At 39.5% G+C, this 18,468-nt stretch carries 15 protein-coding genes; 10 read left to right on the top strand and 5 right to left on the bottom strand.

Translation table 11 applies throughout. The features are described 5' to 3' along the window. Window positions 1-80: 80 nt before the first annotated feature. Window positions 81-1,115 carry an L-glyceraldehyde 3-phosphate reductase gene (gene mgrA / locus IPMB12_RS05555; RefSeq protein WP_166915740.1) on the top strand — a complete coding sequence of 345 codons (1,035 nt, stop codon included), beginning with the start codon at window positions 81-83 and terminating at the stop codon, window positions 1,113-1,115. Between the two features lie 47 nt (window positions 1,116-1,162). On the opposite strand, the gene rep is transcribed toward mgrA, so the two are convergent. Then, entirely contained in the window at window positions 1,163-3,184 is a 2,022-nt protein-coding gene (rep, locus tag IPMB12_RS05550; RefSeq protein ID WP_166915738.1) for a DNA helicase Rep, read from the bottom strand. A gap of 216 nt (window positions 3,185-3,400) precedes the next feature. On the opposite strand from rep, the gene gap reads away from it, so the two are divergent. The 8 genes from gap (at window position 3,401) to IPMB12_RS05510 (ending at window position 12,357) form a co-directional block, all read left to right on the top strand. After that, window positions 3,401-4,396 (top strand): type I glyceraldehyde-3-phosphate dehydrogenase, encoded by a 996-nt coding sequence (gene gap / locus IPMB12_RS05545; protein WP_166915736.1) that lies wholly within the window; start codon window positions 3,401-3,403, stop codon window positions 4,394-4,396. A 100-nt stretch (window positions 4,397-4,496) separates the two neighbouring features. Continuing rightward, window positions 4,497-4,880: a VOC family protein gene (locus IPMB12_RS05540; RefSeq protein WP_166915734.1), complete on the top strand. Its 384-nt coding sequence runs from the start codon at window positions 4,497-4,499 to the stop codon at window positions 4,878-4,880. Window positions 4,881-5,195: 315 nt separating this feature from the next. Beyond that, a complete protein-coding gene (htpG, locus tag IPMB12_RS05535) occupies window positions 5,196-7,067 on the top strand; it encodes a molecular chaperone HtpG (protein ID WP_166915732.1) in 1,872 nt (623 codons plus the stop codon). Between the two features lie 355 nt (window positions 7,068-7,422). After that, a complete protein-coding gene (locus IPMB12_RS05530) occupies window positions 7,423-8,157 on the top strand; it encodes an acid phosphatase (RefSeq protein WP_166915730.1) in 735 nt (244 codons plus the stop codon). Window positions 8,158-8,523: 366 nt separating this feature from the next. Next, window positions 8,524-9,765, top strand: coding sequence for a Zn-dependent hydrolase (locus IPMB12_RS05525; protein ID WP_166915728.1), 1,242 nt, complete (start codon window positions 8,524-8,526; stop codon window positions 9,763-9,765). A gap of 35 nt (window positions 9,766-9,800) precedes the next feature. Then, the gene (locus IPMB12_RS05520) at window positions 9,801-10,601 is read left to right on the top strand and encodes a dihydroorotate dehydrogenase electron transfer subunit (protein ID WP_166915726.1); all 801 of its coding nucleotides are present in this window, start codon (window positions 9,801-9,803) and stop codon (window positions 10,599-10,601) included. Further along, window positions 10,598-11,536 carry a dihydroorotate dehydrogenase gene (locus tag IPMB12_RS05515; protein ID WP_166915724.1) on the top strand — a complete coding sequence of 313 codons (939 nt, stop codon included), beginning with the start codon at window positions 10,598-10,600 and terminating at the stop codon, window positions 11,534-11,536. The genes IPMB12_RS05520 and IPMB12_RS05515 overlap by 4 nt, the downstream gene beginning before the upstream one ends. 89 nt (window positions 11,537-11,625) lie before the next feature. Further along, on the top strand, window positions 11,626-12,357 hold the full coding sequence (locus IPMB12_RS05510; protein WP_166917704.1) for a DeoR/GlpR family DNA-binding transcription regulator: 732 nt from the start codon (window positions 11,626-11,628) through the stop codon (window positions 12,355-12,357). A gap of 119 nt (window positions 12,358-12,476) precedes the next feature. On the opposite strand, the gene IPMB12_RS05505 is transcribed toward IPMB12_RS05510, so the two are convergent. The 4 genes from IPMB12_RS05505 to IPMB12_RS05490 form a co-directional block, all read right to left on the bottom strand. Continuing rightward, entirely contained in the window at window positions 12,477-13,757 is a 1,281-nt protein-coding gene (locus tag IPMB12_RS05505; RefSeq protein WP_166915722.1) for an MFS transporter, read from the bottom strand. 32 nt (window positions 13,758-13,789) lie between these two features. Next, window positions 13,790-14,740, bottom strand: a complete 951-nt coding sequence (locus IPMB12_RS05500) for a phosphoglycerate dehydrogenase (protein WP_166915720.1) — start codon at window positions 14,738-14,740, stop codon at window positions 13,790-13,792. A 105-nt stretch (window positions 14,741-14,845) separates the two neighbouring features. After that, window positions 14,846-15,724: a dihydrodipicolinate synthase family protein gene (locus tag IPMB12_RS05495; protein ID WP_166915718.1), complete on the bottom strand. Its 879-nt coding sequence runs from the start codon at window positions 15,722-15,724 to the stop codon at window positions 14,846-14,848. A 55-nt stretch (window positions 15,725-15,779) separates the two neighbouring features. Further along, window positions 15,780-16,916, bottom strand: coding sequence for an iron-containing alcohol dehydrogenase (locus tag IPMB12_RS05490; RefSeq protein WP_166915716.1), 1,137 nt, complete (start codon window positions 16,914-16,916; stop codon window positions 15,780-15,782). A gap of 250 nt (window positions 16,917-17,166) precedes the next feature. On the opposite strand from IPMB12_RS05490, the gene dtnK reads away from it, so the two are divergent. Next, a complete protein-coding gene (gene dtnK, locus IPMB12_RS05485; protein WP_166915714.1) occupies window positions 17,167-18,462 on the top strand; it encodes a D-threonate kinase in 1,296 nt (431 codons plus the stop codon). Window positions 18,463-18,468 lie beyond the last annotated feature (6 nt).

Raw genomic sequence — 18,468 nt, 5'->3', positions numbered from 1 at the left:
GTACATTATTGACTAAAAGGTTTTTAATTCATTGGTTCTTATTTGGAATATCTAAAATATATCTTAATGGAGAAACTGACATGCCTTACTCTGCAAATCCCAATCGTTATCAAACTATGCAATACCGTTATTGTGGTCAAAGTGGTCTGCAACTCCCAATGCTCTCTCTGGGACTCTGGCATAACTTTAGTAATCAATATCATACACTGGAATCACAACGCACATTGCTGCATAAAGCGTTTGACTTAGGTATTACCCATTTTGATTTAGCCAATAACTATGGCCCACCACCAGGTTCAGCAGAAGAAAACTTCGGACGCATCTTAAAGCAAGATCTAAAACCTTATCGTGATGAACTGATTATTTCAACCAAAGCAGGATATGACATGTGGCCAGGCCCTTATGGTAAAGGCGGCTCCAGAAAATATTTATTAGCCAGTTTAGACCAAAGTTTACAGCGCATGGGGCTGGACTATGTTGATATCTTCTATTCGCACCGCGTTGACCCAGATACACCAATGGAAGAGACAGCCTCAGCTTTAGCTACAGCCGTGCAAAGTGGTAAAGCTCTCTATGTTGGTATCTCTTCCTACTCACCAGAACGTACCAATAACATGGTTGCACTGCTTAAAGAATGGAAAATTCCCCTGCTCATTCATCAGCCATCGTATAATATTCTTAATCGCTGGGTAGAAAACGGGTTATTACAGACTCTGGATAAGCATGGTGTTGGTTGTATTGCCTTTACTCCGCTGGCTCAGGGACTTTTAACCACCAAATATCTGAATGAAATTCCAACTGACTCACGTTTTGTGAAAGAGAAAGGCGGATCATTTAAAGATAAAATGTTAAGTGAGAAAAATCTTAATGCAGTCAGACTATTAAATGAACTGGCACAAAAACGTGGTCAAAGTTTAGCGCAGATGGCGCTCAGCTGGATTTTAAAAGATAAACGTGTCACAACAGTGCTCATTGGAGCCAGTAAACCAGAGCAGCTGGAAGAGAACTGTATGGCACTTAATAACCTAACATTTACTCAGCAAGAGTTAGATTATATTGATCAGCATGTTAAAGATGGTGAGCTCAATAGCTGGCAAACGTCTTCCGATCAGTAAATAGTTCAAAGTCAGCAAAGTGCTAAATATTTTTATTTGGCACTTTGTTAACTATTTTTAGCTTTTTCGATTTGTGCTCTTAAAGCTGATAAGCGACTCTGACCTTTTATCATTCTTTGCTCTGCTGTGACTTGTGTTTTTTGACTTTCCCACTGAATATCATCTTGTGGAAGCTCGAGTAGAAACCGGCTTGGTTCAGGATTAATCGTTTCACCATATTGGCGACGTTGGCGACTTAATGAAAAGGTTAGTTCTTTCTGTGCACGGGTAATTCCAACATAAGCCAGTCGGCGTTCTTCTTCAATATTTTCCTCATCAATACTCACCTGATGAGGTAACAATCCCTCTTCCATTCCAACTAGATACACATATGGAAACTCAAGACCTTTAGAAGCATGCAACGTCATTAGCTGGACTTCATCATTCTCTTCTTCAGATTCATTGCGTTCCAGCATATCGCGCAAAGTAAAACGTGAAACGGCTTGAGCCAGAGTCATAGGTTCATCAAGATCATCACCTCTAAGCATTTCGCCCAGCCATGTAAATAATTGCTCAACGTTACGCATACGCATATCTGCAGCCGTTGGTGATGGTGACGTCTCATATAACCAGCTTTCGTAATGAATACCATGCAGCAAAGCCTGAACAACTTCAAATGGCTCAGTTTCAATTCGTGTCATTAAGTCAGAGAACCACGTAATAAATGTTGTTAAAGATTCCAGACGTTTGCCGGATAAAATCTCAGTTAGCCCGATATCAGAACTGGCATGAAATAAACTCACTGAACGCTTAGTCGCCCACTCACCAAGTTTTTGCAGTGTCGCAGGACCAATTTCCCGCTTTGGCGTATTAATAATGCGAATAAAGGCATTATCATCATCCGGATTAGTTAAAAGTCTTAAATATGCCATAATATCTTTAATTTCTGTGCGAGAGAAAAACGATGTCCCGCCTGAAATTTTGTAAGGAATACGATTTTGCATTAAAACTTTTTCAAAGATCCGCGACTGATGATTACCCCGATACAAAATGGCGTACTCACCATAATGGGAGTTATTAGCAAAGCGGTGACCAATTAAATCACCAATAACCCGCTCGGCTTCATGCTCTTCATTATCGGCAGAAATAACTTTAAGGTGTTCACCATAGCCCAGTTCAGAAAACAGTTTCTTTTCAAAGATATGAGGGTTATTTTCAATTAAAATATTCGCCGCTTTTAAAATTCGGCCGGAAGAACGATAATTTTGCTCCAGCTTAATCACTTTAAGAGCAGGAAAATCTTCTTTGAGTAGCACCAGATTTTGTGGACGAGCACCACGCCATGAATAAATTGACTGATCATCATCACCCACCACAGTAAATCGAGCTCTTTGACCCACCAGCAACTTAATAAACTCATACTGGCTAGTATTGGTATCCTGATACTCATCAATCAAAAGATAGCGAATACGATTTTGCCAGCGATCACGAGCTTCTTCATTCTTTTGTAATAACAGCGTTGGCAAAAGAATTAAATCATCAAAATCTAAAATACCACAGGCTCTGAGCTGCTTATCATACAAATCATAGCAATGTGCAAAGAGCTGATCTTTTTGAGTATGAGAACGCGCCTTGGCAATGACCGGATCAATCAGGTCATTTTTCCAGTTAGAAATAGTAGAACGCAGCTGATTTAATAAGTCTTTATCGCCTTCCAGCCACTGCTCAGTCAGATCTTTTAACAGTGCCATTTGGTCCTGATCATCAAACAGAGAAAAGTTAGATTTAATACCAAGTGCGGCATGTTCCCGTTTAATGATTTCCAGACCCAGTGTATGGAAAGTTGAAATTAGCAACCCTCTGGCCTCCTGACGACCTAACGTTTGGGCAACTCGTTCTTTCATCTCTCTGGCGGCTTTATTGGTAAAAGTGACCGCAGCAATATGTCTGGCTTGATAACCCGCTTCACGAATCAGATAAGCGATTTTATTGGTGATTACGCGAGTTTTACCCGAGCCTGCGCCCGCCAGAACCAAACAGGGTCCGGAAACGTACTCAACAGCTTGTTGTTGACTGGTATTTAATCGCATAGAAATGAAGATATATTTGCACCAATAAGAAGTGGCTTAATATAGTATACATTTACCCATCCTGCAACCAACGAACAAGTTTAAGATTGCCTTAGAAAAACCTAATTATAATCAACTCTAGCCCAACAGATCACCATAATTATTAACTTGAAAAAAACCGCAAAATTTGATAGGTTGTAATAGTTATTTTAACGTTAAAAACCAAAAGGTAAGACTATGACAATCAAAGTAGGTATTAATGGATTTGGTCGTATCGGCCGTATCGTTTTCCGTGCTGCTCAAGAGCGTTCAGATATCGAAATCGTAGGTATCAATGACCTTCTAGACGTAGAATATATGGCTTATATGCTTAAATATGACTCAACTCACGGTCGTTTCAACGGTACTGTTGAAGTTAAAGATGGCAAATTAGTTGTTAACGGTAAATCAATCCGTGTTACAGCTGAGCGCGATCCTGCTAACTTAAAATGGAATGAAATCGGTGTTGACGTTGTTGCTGAAGGTACAGGTTTATTCCTTGACGATGCTTCTGCTCGTAAACACATCCAGGCTGGTGCTAAGAAAGTTGTTATGACTGGACCATCTAAAGATGCAACTCCAATGTTTGTAATGGGTGTAAACCATAAGTCTTATGCTGGCCAAGATATCGTTTCTAACGCATCTTGTACAACTAACTGTTTAGCACCTTTAGCTAAAGTTCTTCACGACAAATTCGGAATCGTTGAAGCACTAATGACTACAGTTCATGCTACAACTGCAACTCAAAAAACTGTTGATGGTCCATCTGCTAAAGACTGGCGTGGTGGTCGTGGTGCCGCTCAAAACATCATCCCATCTTCAACTGGTGCTGCTAAAGCTGTAGGTAAAGTAATTCCTGAGCTAAACGGTAAATTAACTGGTATGTCTTTCCGTGTTCCAACTCCAGACGTTTCTGTTGTTGACTTAACTGCACGTTTAGCTAAACCAACTACTTATGCTGAAATCTGTAAAGCAATGAAAGATGCTTCACAAGGTGAATTAAAAGGCATTATGGGTTACACAGAAGATGAAGTTGTTTCAACTGATTTCTTAGGTGAAAAATGTACTTCTGTATTTGATGCGAAAGCAGGTATTGCATTAAATGACTCTTTCGTTAAATTAGTGGCTTGGTACGATAACGAAGTTGGTTATTCAAACAAAGTTCTTGATTTAATTGCTCATATCGCTAAATAATTTTTATTAGTGAATGTATCAAGGCGGCTGATCAGTCGCCTTTTTTATTCTCTAATCGATCCATTTTTAATATTATTATCTAATCTGGAGCTGGAGTTTTATGAAAATTACCCATATTGCACTATGGACGAGTGATCTAGAGTGCCAGGTTGAATTCTGGAAAAAATATTTCTCTGGTATACCTAACGAAAAATATATTAGTAAAAATAATCCTGGATTTGAATCTTATTTCATTAAATTACAGGAAGGTCCAACTATCGAGCTGATGACCAAGCCTGATTTAGTGAAAGTTAAAGAAACCAACAATATGACCGGCTGGGTGCATATTGCAATCTCTGTAGGTAGTGAGCAGGCAGTTAATAACATTGCAACTCAAGCAGAAAAAGATGGCATACTTGTCGGTAAGCCAAGGTTAACGGGTGACGGATATTATGAAGCAGTTATTGAAGATCCGGATGGGAATCTTGTTGAAATTGTTTCTTAATTCGCTTAATTTCTTAGGCGGACTGTTCGCTAATGTTTTTAGATTCACCGCTAACTCTATAAACGTAATAGTTTGACAGTTTCCTAAGACTTCTATAGCAGGTTTCCTGCCGATTTAATATTTACTGTTTTTGAAATAAAAGTGCGACTATGTCGCGCAACTTCATCCAAACAATCTAATAAGAATACAATACTGCCTGTTTTCCATTGCGACCTATTTGATTTTATGTCCCTACCCTTGAAATTTTGACATCTACTCCTATATATTCAAAGTTAAATTAATATTTTGAACGTTGAACAAATATAGAGGTAAATAATGAGTAAGCAAGGAACTGAAACTCGTGGTTTCCAATCCGAAGTTAAGCAACTTCTTCATTTAATGATTCACTCTCTTTATTCTAATAAAGAAATCTTTCTACGTGAGCTAATCTCTAACGCATCCGATGCTGCCGATAAGCTGCGCTTTAAAGCTTTAGCAAACTCTGCTCTGTATGAAAGTAATGCTGAACTTGCTGTCAGAATCTCTTTAGACAAAGAAGCCGGCACCTTAACCATTGCTGACAATGGTATCGGGATGACGCGTGATGAAGTTATTGAGAACTTAGGTACTATTGCCCGCTCAGGCACTAAAGCCTTTTTAGAATCACTCGGTTCAGAGCAGCTTAAAGACAGCCAGCTAATCGGTCAGTTTGGTGTAGGTTTCTACTCTTCTTTCATTGTTGCCGATAAAGTTACCGTCAAAACGCGTGCTGCAGGTCATCAGGCTGATGAAGCTGTTATGTGGGAATCAGCCGGTGAAGGTGAATACACCCTATCAGACCTGACTAAAGCCGATCGCGGTACAGAAATTATTCTCCATCTGAGAGATGATGAAAAAGAGTTCTTAGATGACTGGCGTATTAAAAGCATTATCAGTAAATACTCAGACCATATTTCTCTGCCGGTTGAAGTGCAAACACAAGACGGTGAAGAAACAAAATGGGAGAAAATTAATAAAGCTCAGGCACTCTGGACACGCAGTAAATCAGAAATCAGTGATGAAGAATATAAAGAATTTTATAAACACATTTCTCATGATTTCAGTGATCCATTAGCCTGGAGTCATAATCGGGTAGAAGGTAAACAAGAATATACCAGCCTGCTCTATATCCCGGCTAAAGCACCTTGGGATATGTGGAATCGCGATCATCAACATGGCTTAAAATTATATGTCAATCGTGTCTTTATTATGGACGATGCTGAGCAGTTTATGCCAAATTACCTGCGTTTTGTAAAAGGCTTAATCGACTCTAACGATTTACCATTAAATGTCTCTCGTGAGATCTTACAGGACAGCAAAGTCACTCAAAATTTACGTAATGCCTGTACTAAACGTGTGCTACAAATGCTGGAGAAACTGGCTAAAGATGAGAGTGAACAATATCAACAATTCTGGCAAGAGTTTGGTTTAGTTCTTAAAGAAGGAACTGGTGAGGATTTTGCTAATCGCGAAACCATTGCTAAATTATTACGTTTTGCTTCAACACATAATGATAACGATTTACCAACCGTGTCATTAAGTGACTATTTAGCTCGTTTACAAGAAGGTCAGGATAAGATCTATTATATTACTGCCGATAGCTATATTGCAGCCAAAAACAGCCCTCATCTGGAACTGTTCCGCAAAAAAGGTATCGAAGTTTTACTTCTTTCTGACCGCATTGACGAATGGATGATGAACTACTTAACTGAATTTGAAGGGAAAACCTTCCAGTCTGTGAGTAAGTCAGATGAAACATTAGAAAAACTCGCTGATACTGAAAGTACAGAAGAGCAAAAACAAGCAGAGAAAGAGTTAGAACCATTTGTCACACGTGTAAAAACACTATTAGATACTCGCGTAAAAGACGTTAAACTGACTCATCGTTTAACAGATACGCCTGCAATTGTCACAACAGACGCCAGTGAAATGACCACTCAAATGGCAAAACTGTTGGCTGCAACGGGCCAAAAAGTACCGGAAGTAAAATATACTCTAGAGATTAATCCTGAACATGCTTTAGTTAAACGTATTGCAAGTATCAGTGATGATGCACAGTTTAAAGACTGGATTGAACTCCTTCTTGAACAAGCACTGTTTGCAGAACAAGGCACACTTATTGATCCAAATAGTTTTATTCAGCGTATGAATAAACTATTCACAGCCTAACTTACTTCTATAACGATAAAATCCCCCTCTTTTGGGGGATTTTTATTTACTAACTGAGCGATTCTGTTTACCCAACACGCTGATTTACCAATGAGTTTCCCGGTAACTTATCGATTCCGCATTCATTTGATGTGCAATTTGATGGATATTAATTGTTATCAATTATCGTCGTCTTTTTATCTGGTTTTACATAGAATCATCATGACATCTTAATTCAATATTTTGAATTATGTCTTTGTAATATTTACTTTTTTTCTACATATATTCTTCTAATGTTATGAATGGAAATATTCTGTTTAGTGATCATCATTAAAAAGTCCTACTGAGGCTCACACATATTTAAAAAGAGGTTACCATGAAAAAAGTATTACTTGCTGTCTTTATTTCTTCCCTGTTTGCTAATGTTGCTCTTGCTGCTAAAGACGTTACCACCGAACCTGATCTCTATTTTTTAAAAGAATCCCAATCTATTGATAGTTTAACGTTGCTCCCACCACCACCGGCAATGGATAGCATCGACTTCTTAAACGATAAAGCGCAATATGATGCAGGAAAATTGCTACGCGGTACTGAGCGCGGGCAACAAGCATTCCGTGATGCCCACGTGACTGGCGATGGTGTTGCCGATGCCTTCTCTCAAGCCTTTGGTATGGCAATCACAAAAGACAAAACACCAGAGTTGTTTAAATTAGTGCTAAAAATGCGTGAAGATGCTGGTGACCTGGCAACACGTAGCGCTAAAAACTACTATATGCGTATTCGTCCATTTGCTTTCTATAATGAACCAACCTGTCGCTCTGATGAAGAAGCCACTTTATCTAAAAATGGTTCATACCCGTCAGGACATACCACTATTGGCTGGGCAACTGCGCTGGTTTTAGCTGAAATCAATCCGGACAATCAGGGAGCAATCCTCAATCGTGGTTATGAAATGGGTCAAAGCCGAGTTATTTGTGGTTATCACTGGCAAAGTGACGTAACTGCAGCTCGTATTGTTGGCTCAGCAATCGTTGCTCGTCTACATGCAGAACCAACGTTTACAGAACAACTACAAAAAGCGAAAGATGAATTTAATCGTTTGAATAAATAATCTTCCACTAAGTCCCCGGGATAACCCGGGGACTTTCTCTGTATCCCTCATCAATTAAACATTATCAGCCTTATTTAACTCACTTTTATCAGAAAAACCTGAATATAATCATTATATTATTTAAAATTTAACTATTTGATTTTATTGAAGATTTTAAAAATAATTCTCATATTGTATTAAGGTTACTTATGACATGAGTCTCAAAAATAAGATTATTTATTGCAAAAATCAGTCAAATAGACTAAAAATAAGCATGTTTAATAGAAAAGATAGCTCAGTTAACCATTCAACCTACTGATAATCATCGCTTCTTTTTAATCTCAAAAATTAGATTCACAATCAATTTATTAATTTTGGATAATACCCATGCATGGCGCTTTTACTGAAATAGAGCTAAAACAGTTATTTGATACACTCACTACCTTTACGGCCAATCCGAAAGATAAGGGTCAAACTCGTCTGGCTTACACGGACGAAGATGAAAGAGCCCATCAATACATTATGAACGAAATTCAAAAACGTGGTCTGATGGTGAGACAAGATGCAATGGGTAACGTATTTGCTCGTCTGCCTGGTAAAGATTCATCTCTACCTGCTGTGGGTACTGGTTCCCACTTAGATACAGTACCACAAGGTGGTGCTTATGATGGGATCATTGGTGTTCTAAGTGGAATCTATGGGTTGCTACAATTTAAACCTTATGAATTAAAACGTGATTTGGAACTGGTAATCTTTCGCGCTGAAGAATCAAGTCGTTTTGGTATTTCATGTATGGGTAGTAAAGCTTTAGTCGGCGCCTTTGATAAAGAAAAATGGGCAGACAGCCGTGATAATCAGGAACTCAATATTTTTGAAGCGATTGATCACGCTTATTATCGTAGTCATGAAATAGAGAGCTGCTTACTACCGGATAACTATTTTTCAGCTTTTATTGAACTGCATATCGAACAGGGTAAATGCCTTGAAGAACAACAAAAAAACATTGGTATTGTGACAGGAATAGCCGCCCCCACCCGTTTATGTATTGATATTTTTGGTCATGCCGATCACTCAGGTGCAACGCCAATGAATCAAAGACAAGATGCACTTGTAGCAGCAGCAGCACTTATTACAGAAGTTCATCACTTAGCTAATATTGAATCGGTGCACGGCACAGTAGGTACTGTTGGAAAGTTAACAGTGACACCAAATGCGATTAACGTGATCCCCGGTCAGGTCAGATTCTATGTTGATATCCGAGGCATTGAACTGGATAGTATAAATCGTGTCTCTGACGGACTAAAAAGTTTATTAACTGAAACAGCAAAACAATTTGATGTCAGAATTGAAGTAAAATCCTTTTCACAAGAACAACCGGTAAAATTAAATCCTGATGTGTGTCAGGTTATCCAAAACCAGTGTGAAAAACAACATATCTCTTATATGACAATGCTCAGTGGTGCCGGGCATGACACCATGTACATGGCACAAAAATACCCGGCAGCGATGATCTTTATTCCATCTTATAAAGGAATTAGCCATCATCATGAAGAGTTCAGCACATTTGAAGACATTATGACCGGAGCCAAACTATTAACAGCAAGCTTGCATGAGCTGGCAAATGCTTAATTTAAGACGTTTACAAGAATAATCAGGTAATAAAAATGACTATAGTAGATAGCCAATCAAAAATCTTAAGCAATGAATGGGTAAACAACGAATACAAACATATGGTTGTTTATGTCGGTGAAAAGGCAGCTTCCGTTGAGCCCGGGCAGTTTTTTAATCTGCTTTGCCCACAAACTGAGAGCGATAAACCTTACTTCCGCCGTCCGATGAGTACCTATTTTGCTAATCCTAAAACAGGTCAGGTTGAATTTCTCTATAAAGTCACTGGCAGTGGCACTCGTACATTAGCTATGATGCAGGCAGAACAGCAATTACCGGTACTTGGCCCTTTAGGTAAAGGATTTACATTAAAGCCTGAATATAAACATATTCTGGTTCTTGGTCGCGGTGTTGGTTTAGCCACACTGGCACCACTGGCAGAAAGTGCTGCAGAAAAAGGCATTAAAGTCACTGCTATTTTAAGTGCCAGAGATCAGCACAGCATTATGTCTCAGCACCGCTTTTCTGCTACTGGAGCTTCTGTTATCGAGGTTATTGATAGCAACAAATCCAGTGACGTAGAAAACGTAAAAAATATTATTTTAACTCGTCATAAATCTTCACCTTTTGATGCAGTATTTACTTGTGGCTCTACTCGCCTGACTCATTTGTTACAAGATTTAGTTAATCAATTAAACATTGAAGGCGAAGTTGCACTCGAACAACAGATGGCCTGCGGCATTGGTATGTGTTATTGCTGCATAAAGCCGTTTAAAGAAGAAGGTGAATCAGAGCCTAAAAGTAAACGTGTCTGTATTGACGGCCCGGTATTTAATATTAAAGAGGTGATTTTATGATAGATCTTTCTGTCAACATTAATGGATTAACGCTGCAAAATCCTATTATGCCCGCCTCCGGTACTTTTGATACTGAGCTTGCGTCAATCATTGATTTTAACCAGTTAGGCGCTCTGGTCACCAAAACCTTCACACACGACTTACGTGCCGGTAATCCGGTTCCAAGAGCTTGTGAGCTGCCAAGTGGCATGCTTAATGCGATTGGTATCCCAAGTAAAGGCGTTGATTACTATCTTGAACATGTGGTGCCTTTTTACCGTCAGTTCTCTTCACCACTGATTACCAGTATTTCGGCTAATACCTCAGCAGAATTTGCTGCGCTTGCTGCGCAGCTTGATGGCGTACCGGGAATTGCAGGGATCGAAGCGAATATCTCCTGTCCAAATATTGAAGCCCACGGTAAAGCCTTTGCTATGGAAGCTGAGTCAACCGCCAAAGTGGTAAAAGCTCTTCGTCAGGCCACAAAGTTACCGTTATGGGTAAAATTAACCCCTAATACCAGTGATATCGCCAGTGTCGCTCAGGCAGCTGAAGCAGAAGGTGCTGACGCCTTAATTGTGGGTAATACAATTTTGGCTATGGCGATTGATATTCATACCCGCAGGCCAAAACTAGGTAATATTATGGGTGGCTATTCAGGTCCGGCAATTAAACCAATTATGATCCGCATGACGTATCAGTGTTATAAAAAAGTCAATATTCCAATTATTGGTTGCGGTGGCATCAGCTCTGTGGAAGATGTGATTGAATATTTCTTAGCCGGAGCAACTGCTGTACAGGTAGGAACAACCAGTTTTATTCAGCCATCTGCCATGACTCAGATTATTGATGAGCTTAAAATCTATTGTTTAAGACATAATATTAAACACGTATCTGAGCTTACCGGAGCAATCATCGACGAACAATTTGAAGCATTAACAGCACTCCCTTATTAACATCTGGCAATAGTGTGTTAAAATTTCACCTATTCAGGGTTTAGCAAGAGATTTCACGAGTGGCAAAAAACAGTCGATTAGATCAGATTATGGACTATTTAAAAGAACATAATCTGGTTACGGTAGAGGATCTGGTTATCGCGACCGATGCGTCACCGGCAACGATTCGTCGTGACTTGATTAAACTAAGTGAACAAGGAGCCATCAGCCGTACTCATGGTGGTGTTTCTTTAAATCGTTTTATTCCGGTTCAGCCTACTACTCACGAAAAAATTCATAAAAATATAGCCGAAAAGCGTGCCATTGCTGATATTGCTGCCAGCTTTGTCAATTCCGGTGATTCTATTGTGCTTGATGCAGGCACCACAACGCTGGAAATTGCCCGTCGCCTTACTCATTTACCTTTACGGGTGATTACTGCGGACTTACATATCGCCCTCTTTTTATCTGAATTTAAACAAATTGAAGTGACTATCATCGGTGGTAAAATTGATGATAGCAGTCAGTCCTGTATTGGTGAACATGGGCGGTTATTATTGCGTCAGATTAATCCCGATATCGCCTTTGTTAGTTGTAACTCATGGAGTTTAGATAAAGGCATTACCGCACCAACCGAAGAAAAGGCATTAATTAAAGCCAGCATTGCCGAGAAAGCTAATCGAATCGTTCTGGTGGCTGATAGCAGTAAATATGGTTCTTATTCCCTGTTCTCCTCTGTACCATTAACTAAATTTACGGATATTGTGACCGGTAATAAGTTACAACCAGAAGACTATCAGATTTTAAAAGGGCAGACTTTCCAGCTACATATAGCTAAATAGCTTCCTGTTTAACCCAATATAAAAAGAAACAGCCATAAATTTTATGGCTGTTTTGTTAAGGAAACACATCATTTATGATGTCTTAATTTCTAAGTCAAAGAAAACTTCCCTGATATCAATTAAGCTTTAATCGGTTCCACTTTCCCTAATAAGAACACATAGTTCAACATACCAAGTACCAGTAAACCAGCAGAGAAGATTAATGCCCAAGTAAATGAACCCGTAGCTGTTACGATAGCACCCGTGATAATTGGACCAAAAGCACCACCAAAGTTAGAAACAGTATTTTGTAGTCCAGCAACGGTTGATACCATGTTCTTTGGTGACACGTCTCCCGGAAGTGCCCACACTTGTGAAGCAGCAACCGCTGTACCAGAACGAGCGACACATAATAACACTACAGTTAATACTACTGAGTCAGTTAACGGTGCAAAACCAACACAAAGTGCCATTGCCATCCCAACAATCAGGAATAACTTACGTGTTGCGGTGAGTGATAATGTTTTATTGTGATGGAGACGATCTGCAAGCCAACCAGCCGTCATCTCTGCAACCATACCACAAAGTAATGGTAGCGTTGCCACAAAGCCCATCTTAATTAAGCCCATACCCTTTTCTTTTACCAGATAAGTCGGTAACCAGGTAATAAAGAAATAAGAAGTATAATTAATGGTAAAGAATCCAAGACACATCGCCCAAATTGGTTTATAACGAAGTAGTTGATACCACCTCATCGCTGCACCTTTTTCCATACCGTGTTTTTGCGCCTGACCTTCACGGATATAGTCGACTTCTGCCTGATTGACCATTCTGTGTTTTTCTGGTGAATCCGCATAAAAGAAGATCCAGAAAATAACCCAAATAACACCAATCGAGCCAAACAGAATAAACGTAATACGCCAGTCAAATAAGTACATCAGCCAGACGATGAGTGGCATTGCAACCGCACCGCCAAACTTAGATGCACTATCAAACAGCGCTGACACAAACGTTCTTTCTTTATCCGGGAACCAGCGTGAAGCGATACCTGCATTACTTGGATAAGCCGCTGCTTCACCTGCACCTAAGATAAAACGCATTAGTAACAATGATTTAAATCCAGTCGCCACGCCCATACAAGCGGTTGCCACAGACCACCAGCCCACAGCCCAGCCGAGCGTTTTCTTTTGTCCAAATTTATCAGCTAACCAGCCTGATGGAATTTGTAGTAAAGCGTAAGTCCAGAAGAATGCTGACATAATCCAGCCCATCTCTTCCGGCGTTAAGTTAAATTCTGAAATTAAGTGCGGACTTGCTGCGGCAATAATTGCCCGGTCCAGATAGTTAATCGCAATTGCTGCCCACATGAGCCCTGCAACAATCCATCTGACCGAGGATCTTTTTTGTGATATTACATTCATAATATTTGACCTTTTAATCCCATGTTTTGTTGTTATAAGCCATTAACGACATAAATCGGCTTTCTACCATGTACTAAGCAATTGATAATATTTTCAACACATAGCTCACCAATTGCGCTCACCGCACCATCGGTATAGCCGGCAATATGTGGTGTGCCAATAAAATTATCTAAAGCAAAAAGCGGATGCTCAGTTAATGGTTCTTCCACAAATACATCTGATGCTGCACCTGCGATAATCTTGTCAGAAAGAGCCCGATAAAGATCAGCTTCATTCACAATCCCGCCACGTGATAAATTCATCAAGAAAGCGCCTTTCTTCATGCGTTTTATCCGTTCAAGATTGAACAGATTATTGGTAGATTCGATCAGTGGCATATGGATAGAGATAAAATCACTACGCTCAGTCAATTCATCGAGTGAAACAAAAGTCACACCAAATTCTTTGGCAAACGCGTGATCAGGATAAGGATCATAAGCAAGGATTTGCATATTAAAGCCACGGGCACGCAGTGCTACCTGCTTACCAATGTTGCCCAGTCCTAAAATACCAATCGTTTTGCCATAAGCATCAGTGGCAAAAATACGCGGCCATTCACCTTTTTTAGTTTTTTCCACCGCTTGTGGTAACTGGCGAGCAGCCCCAAGAAGCAGAGTAAACGCAAAATCAGCAACAGCATGCTTATTGGCATTAGGTACATTAGTCACCCAAATATTACGATTTTTGGTCGCATTCAGATCGATATTATCGACCCCAACACCATGTTTACAGACAATCTTTAAGTTTGGTGCTAAGTCCAATAACTTGTCGTTAATTTCTGTAAATGCGACTATAATAGCCACGGTGTCCTTTAGATGAGGCTTCAACTCATCAAGAGAAACATCCGCAGGGAAAGCCAGATACTCAAAACCATTTTTTTGCAGATCGACAATCGGTGTATTGTCATACTTAGCAAACGATGGCGATGTAGAAATCACTTTCATACCATTAAACCTTTAATGTTAATTAAACCTGCTCGAGCAGTGCACACTGCTCAACGTACCAACTCCAAAATCCGAGAAAATAACCACTCGGATTTTGGAGAATTTTTATAACTTAGCGACAATCGCCTTAATCGCAGCAATATCACTGTCAGAGAATTCAATCGGATAACGGCTCACGCCTACTTCTTCTCCCATCAGTGCTAACGCTTTTTTCACTGCAGCTGGTGAGAACACTGTGGCATAAAGATTTTTTCTCAGTTCTCCAACCGCATCTTGTGCTGCTTTAGATTGTTCCAGATTGCCTTCTTTAAAATGCTTCCAGATCGCATTGATTTGACCCGGTGCAACGTTAGCCAGTCCAGAAATAGAACCGACACAACCATCAACAAAACCCTGATAAATTAAAGAATCAGGCCCGGTTAATACATTAAAATTACTCATCTTTTTAGCCACATCAGTAAACCCTTTAAGACTTTCATAACTACCAGCACTATCTTTAATCCCTAAAATGTTTGGATGTTCACCAAGTTTAGCGGCTGTTTCAGGTAGAATGGTGTTACCCGTTCTGGCTGGAATGTTATACATAAACACAGGAACGGTTAGTGCGTCAGCAATTTTAGTGTAGTGATAAATTAGCTCTTCCTGCTTAACCGGAATAAAATAAGGAGTGATCACAGAAACCGCATCAACCCCCATCTTTTCAATCTGTTTACCCAGTTTGATAGTTTCTCTGGTAGAGATTTCACCAATGTGTGCCATAACCGGTGCTTTACCCGCGACTTCATCTACACAAACTTCTGTCACAGCAAGTTTTTCTTTCTCATTTAAAACAAAGAATTCACCATTAGTCCCGTTACAGAAAATACTATTGCCATTTTTTAACTGACGCTGAACTTGTTTACGCATTCTTGTAGCACAAAAGTCGCCATTATCGTCGAATGTGGTGACAATTGCAGTTAACACACCTTCAATTTTTTTACTCATCTCTATTATCTCCAAAGATTAATTTGTAATTATCGAAATTTGTCGTTATCTGAACTCATAAAAGGGATTGATAAATAGCCAGTACATCTTCACGCTTAACGGTTTTTGGTACATTATTCATTAAACGTTTTACATCTAAAGCTGCATCAACCAGATAAGGAAGATCATCTGGTGACACATTTAGTTCTTGTAACTTTGTTGGTAATCCTAATCGTTCAACCAGCCCACGGAAGTATTTGACTAGTTCAATCGATTTTTGCTCGGCAGTTAAAACCAGGTTAGCATCAGGTAATAAATCATAAGCCTGGGCAAATTTATCCACGACGGCATCACGCACAAACTCCATACACGGCACAAGTAAAATGGCATTTGCTACACCATGTGGAATATGGTATTTACCACCTAAAGGATAAGACATTGCATGCACCAGATGAGTGCCGGCATGAGCAATCGCCGCGCCACCATAATAAGAAGCCCAGAGCATATTTAACTTGCCTTCTAAATCATTGGCATTATTGGTTGAGCTTTCAATATGTTTAAACAGTTTCTGCATTCCCATAAGCGCATAGTTATTACCCACCGGGTTTGAGATAGTGGCAGTAAAACACTCAATAAGGTGACATAACGCATCCACGCCGGTTGAAGCAGCAATACGTTTAGGCATTGAAGTGGTCAGCTCAGGTACCAGACAAACATAATCAGGTAACATTACTGGAGAGATAATCCCTTGCTTGGTATTCTTTTCCGGAATAGCTAAAATCGCATTCGGTGTTGCTTCTGAACCAGTACCAGCAGTCGTTGGAATGAGTAACGACGTACAACGTTTAGTCGGTTTTTCACCAGCCAGTAAAGATTCAAGCGTCACACCAGAGCTTTTTACACAAAGGACAGATAGTAGTTTTGCCACATCCAGCACACTCCCACCACCGACACCAACCACTAAATCAGCATCTGCAACTGCCATACGTTTTAGTAAAGCATCAACATCGTGATTACTGGGTTCTGGTGGAATATCATCAACTAAAGTCACATGTGGGGCCGTGGCTTTGATCTCTTTAATTAATTGCTGTACAGGCGCAAGATTAATAATATTTTTATCGGTTACAAATAGAATGTGATTTCTGTCATTGATAAGATAATCAATGTTTTGTAACACACCCTGCCCACTTAAAACAGTACTATTTATGTGCATGCCTCTTACCTCAATAGAATTCTGATTATTTTATTTATCTGCTCCTTTAATGAACAAATAAAATCAAATTGATTTATTTCGCTCATTTATAGTAATACAAATGATAAACTCTTTTCCACACTCAATTATGGAATTGTGAAAGAGATCACGAAAACAATAAAATGATTAAATTTAATCATTTTTAATACCATTTATTAAAAAATATTTGTATACTATGCCAAGTATTGATTTTTTTGAATGAGTGTAATCAATGAATAGTCAGAAAGAGAGTAATTCAATCCTTATTATTGCCGACGATTTTACTGGTGCGAATGATAGTGGTGTGCAACTTGCCAAGAAAGGCGCAACAGCGAATGTTATATTTAATTGGTATGACTGGCAGGATATGACTCTTTCACAACCTGGCGATGTACTTATTATAAATACTGATAGCCGGGCAGTTTCACCGCAAGAAGCAGCGCATCGTCAGGAACAAGTCGTCAAACAATCACCTCTGCCAGCACTGATTTATAAGAAGATTGACTCCACTTTGCGCGGCAATATTGGTGCAGAAACTTCAGCTATTTTGAGTACCACACAACTCCCAATTGCAATTGTTGTTCCGGCTTTTCCTGCCATGGGTCGAACGACAAAAAACGGAACTGTCTATATTAATAACGTTGAGCTACTAAAGACTGAATTTGCTACCGACCCAAAAACACCTGTGCACTCTTCCCGCATTAAAGAAGTTATTTTGCAGCAGACTGATTTAGCTTGCGGAGAGGTGTTTTTACCACAAATTCGTAGTTTGAATCTCAAACAAGAGTTAGAGAAACAGATTCAGGATGGTAAGAAGATTATTGTGTTCGATGCAGAACAAGATTCTGACTTAAAACAGATTATGCAGTCAGTTAATCAATTAAATCACCCTTATTTACTGGTTGGATCTGCCGGTTTAATCGATCATTTACCTGTTCAGTATCAACCTAAACAACAAACGACAACCAAATCTGAAGGAAAATCACTCCTTGTTATTGCCGGTTCGATGAGTCATATGACGCAGCAACAAATTGACTATACACAAACTCATGGTAAGGGAAACTGGCAAATTGTTGATATTGATATTCATACGCTGTTGCCAAAGTATCAGCCATCACAACTTGAAAAGTATAGTCAGCAAATTCAGACGATTTTACAAAACAGTGACCACTGTATTGTCAGAACCTGCCGTGATAGTTCCCTGCGCGATTTTATCAATCAGCTTTGTCAAACTCATCACTTGTCCCGTACTGAACTAGGGGAACATATTAGTGATTTTTTAGGCCAGCTGACTAAGCACGTTGCAAGCCATTTAGAGTTTGGCGGGTTATTCCTGACAGGTGGAGATATCGCTATTGCCGTTGCGCAAACAATGGGGGCTAAAGGATTTTCAATTCAGGGAGAAGTCAGTTCTGGTGTGCCATATGGTCAGCTACTGACTGACAAATCTGCAACATACCGTGTATTTACTAAAGCCGGAGGCTTTGGTTCACAAGATATATTTATTAAAACTTTAGAATTTATTTAAGGAGAC

The organism is Zophobihabitans entericus (assembly GCF_011745665.1).
In the GTDB taxonomy this organism is placed as follows: domain Bacteria; phylum Pseudomonadota; class Gammaproteobacteria; order Enterobacterales; family Orbaceae; genus Zophobihabitans; species Zophobihabitans entericus.
The sequence above is the reverse complement of the archived record's forward strand: the minus strand, read 5'-3'. Positions and strand labels throughout refer to the sequence as shown.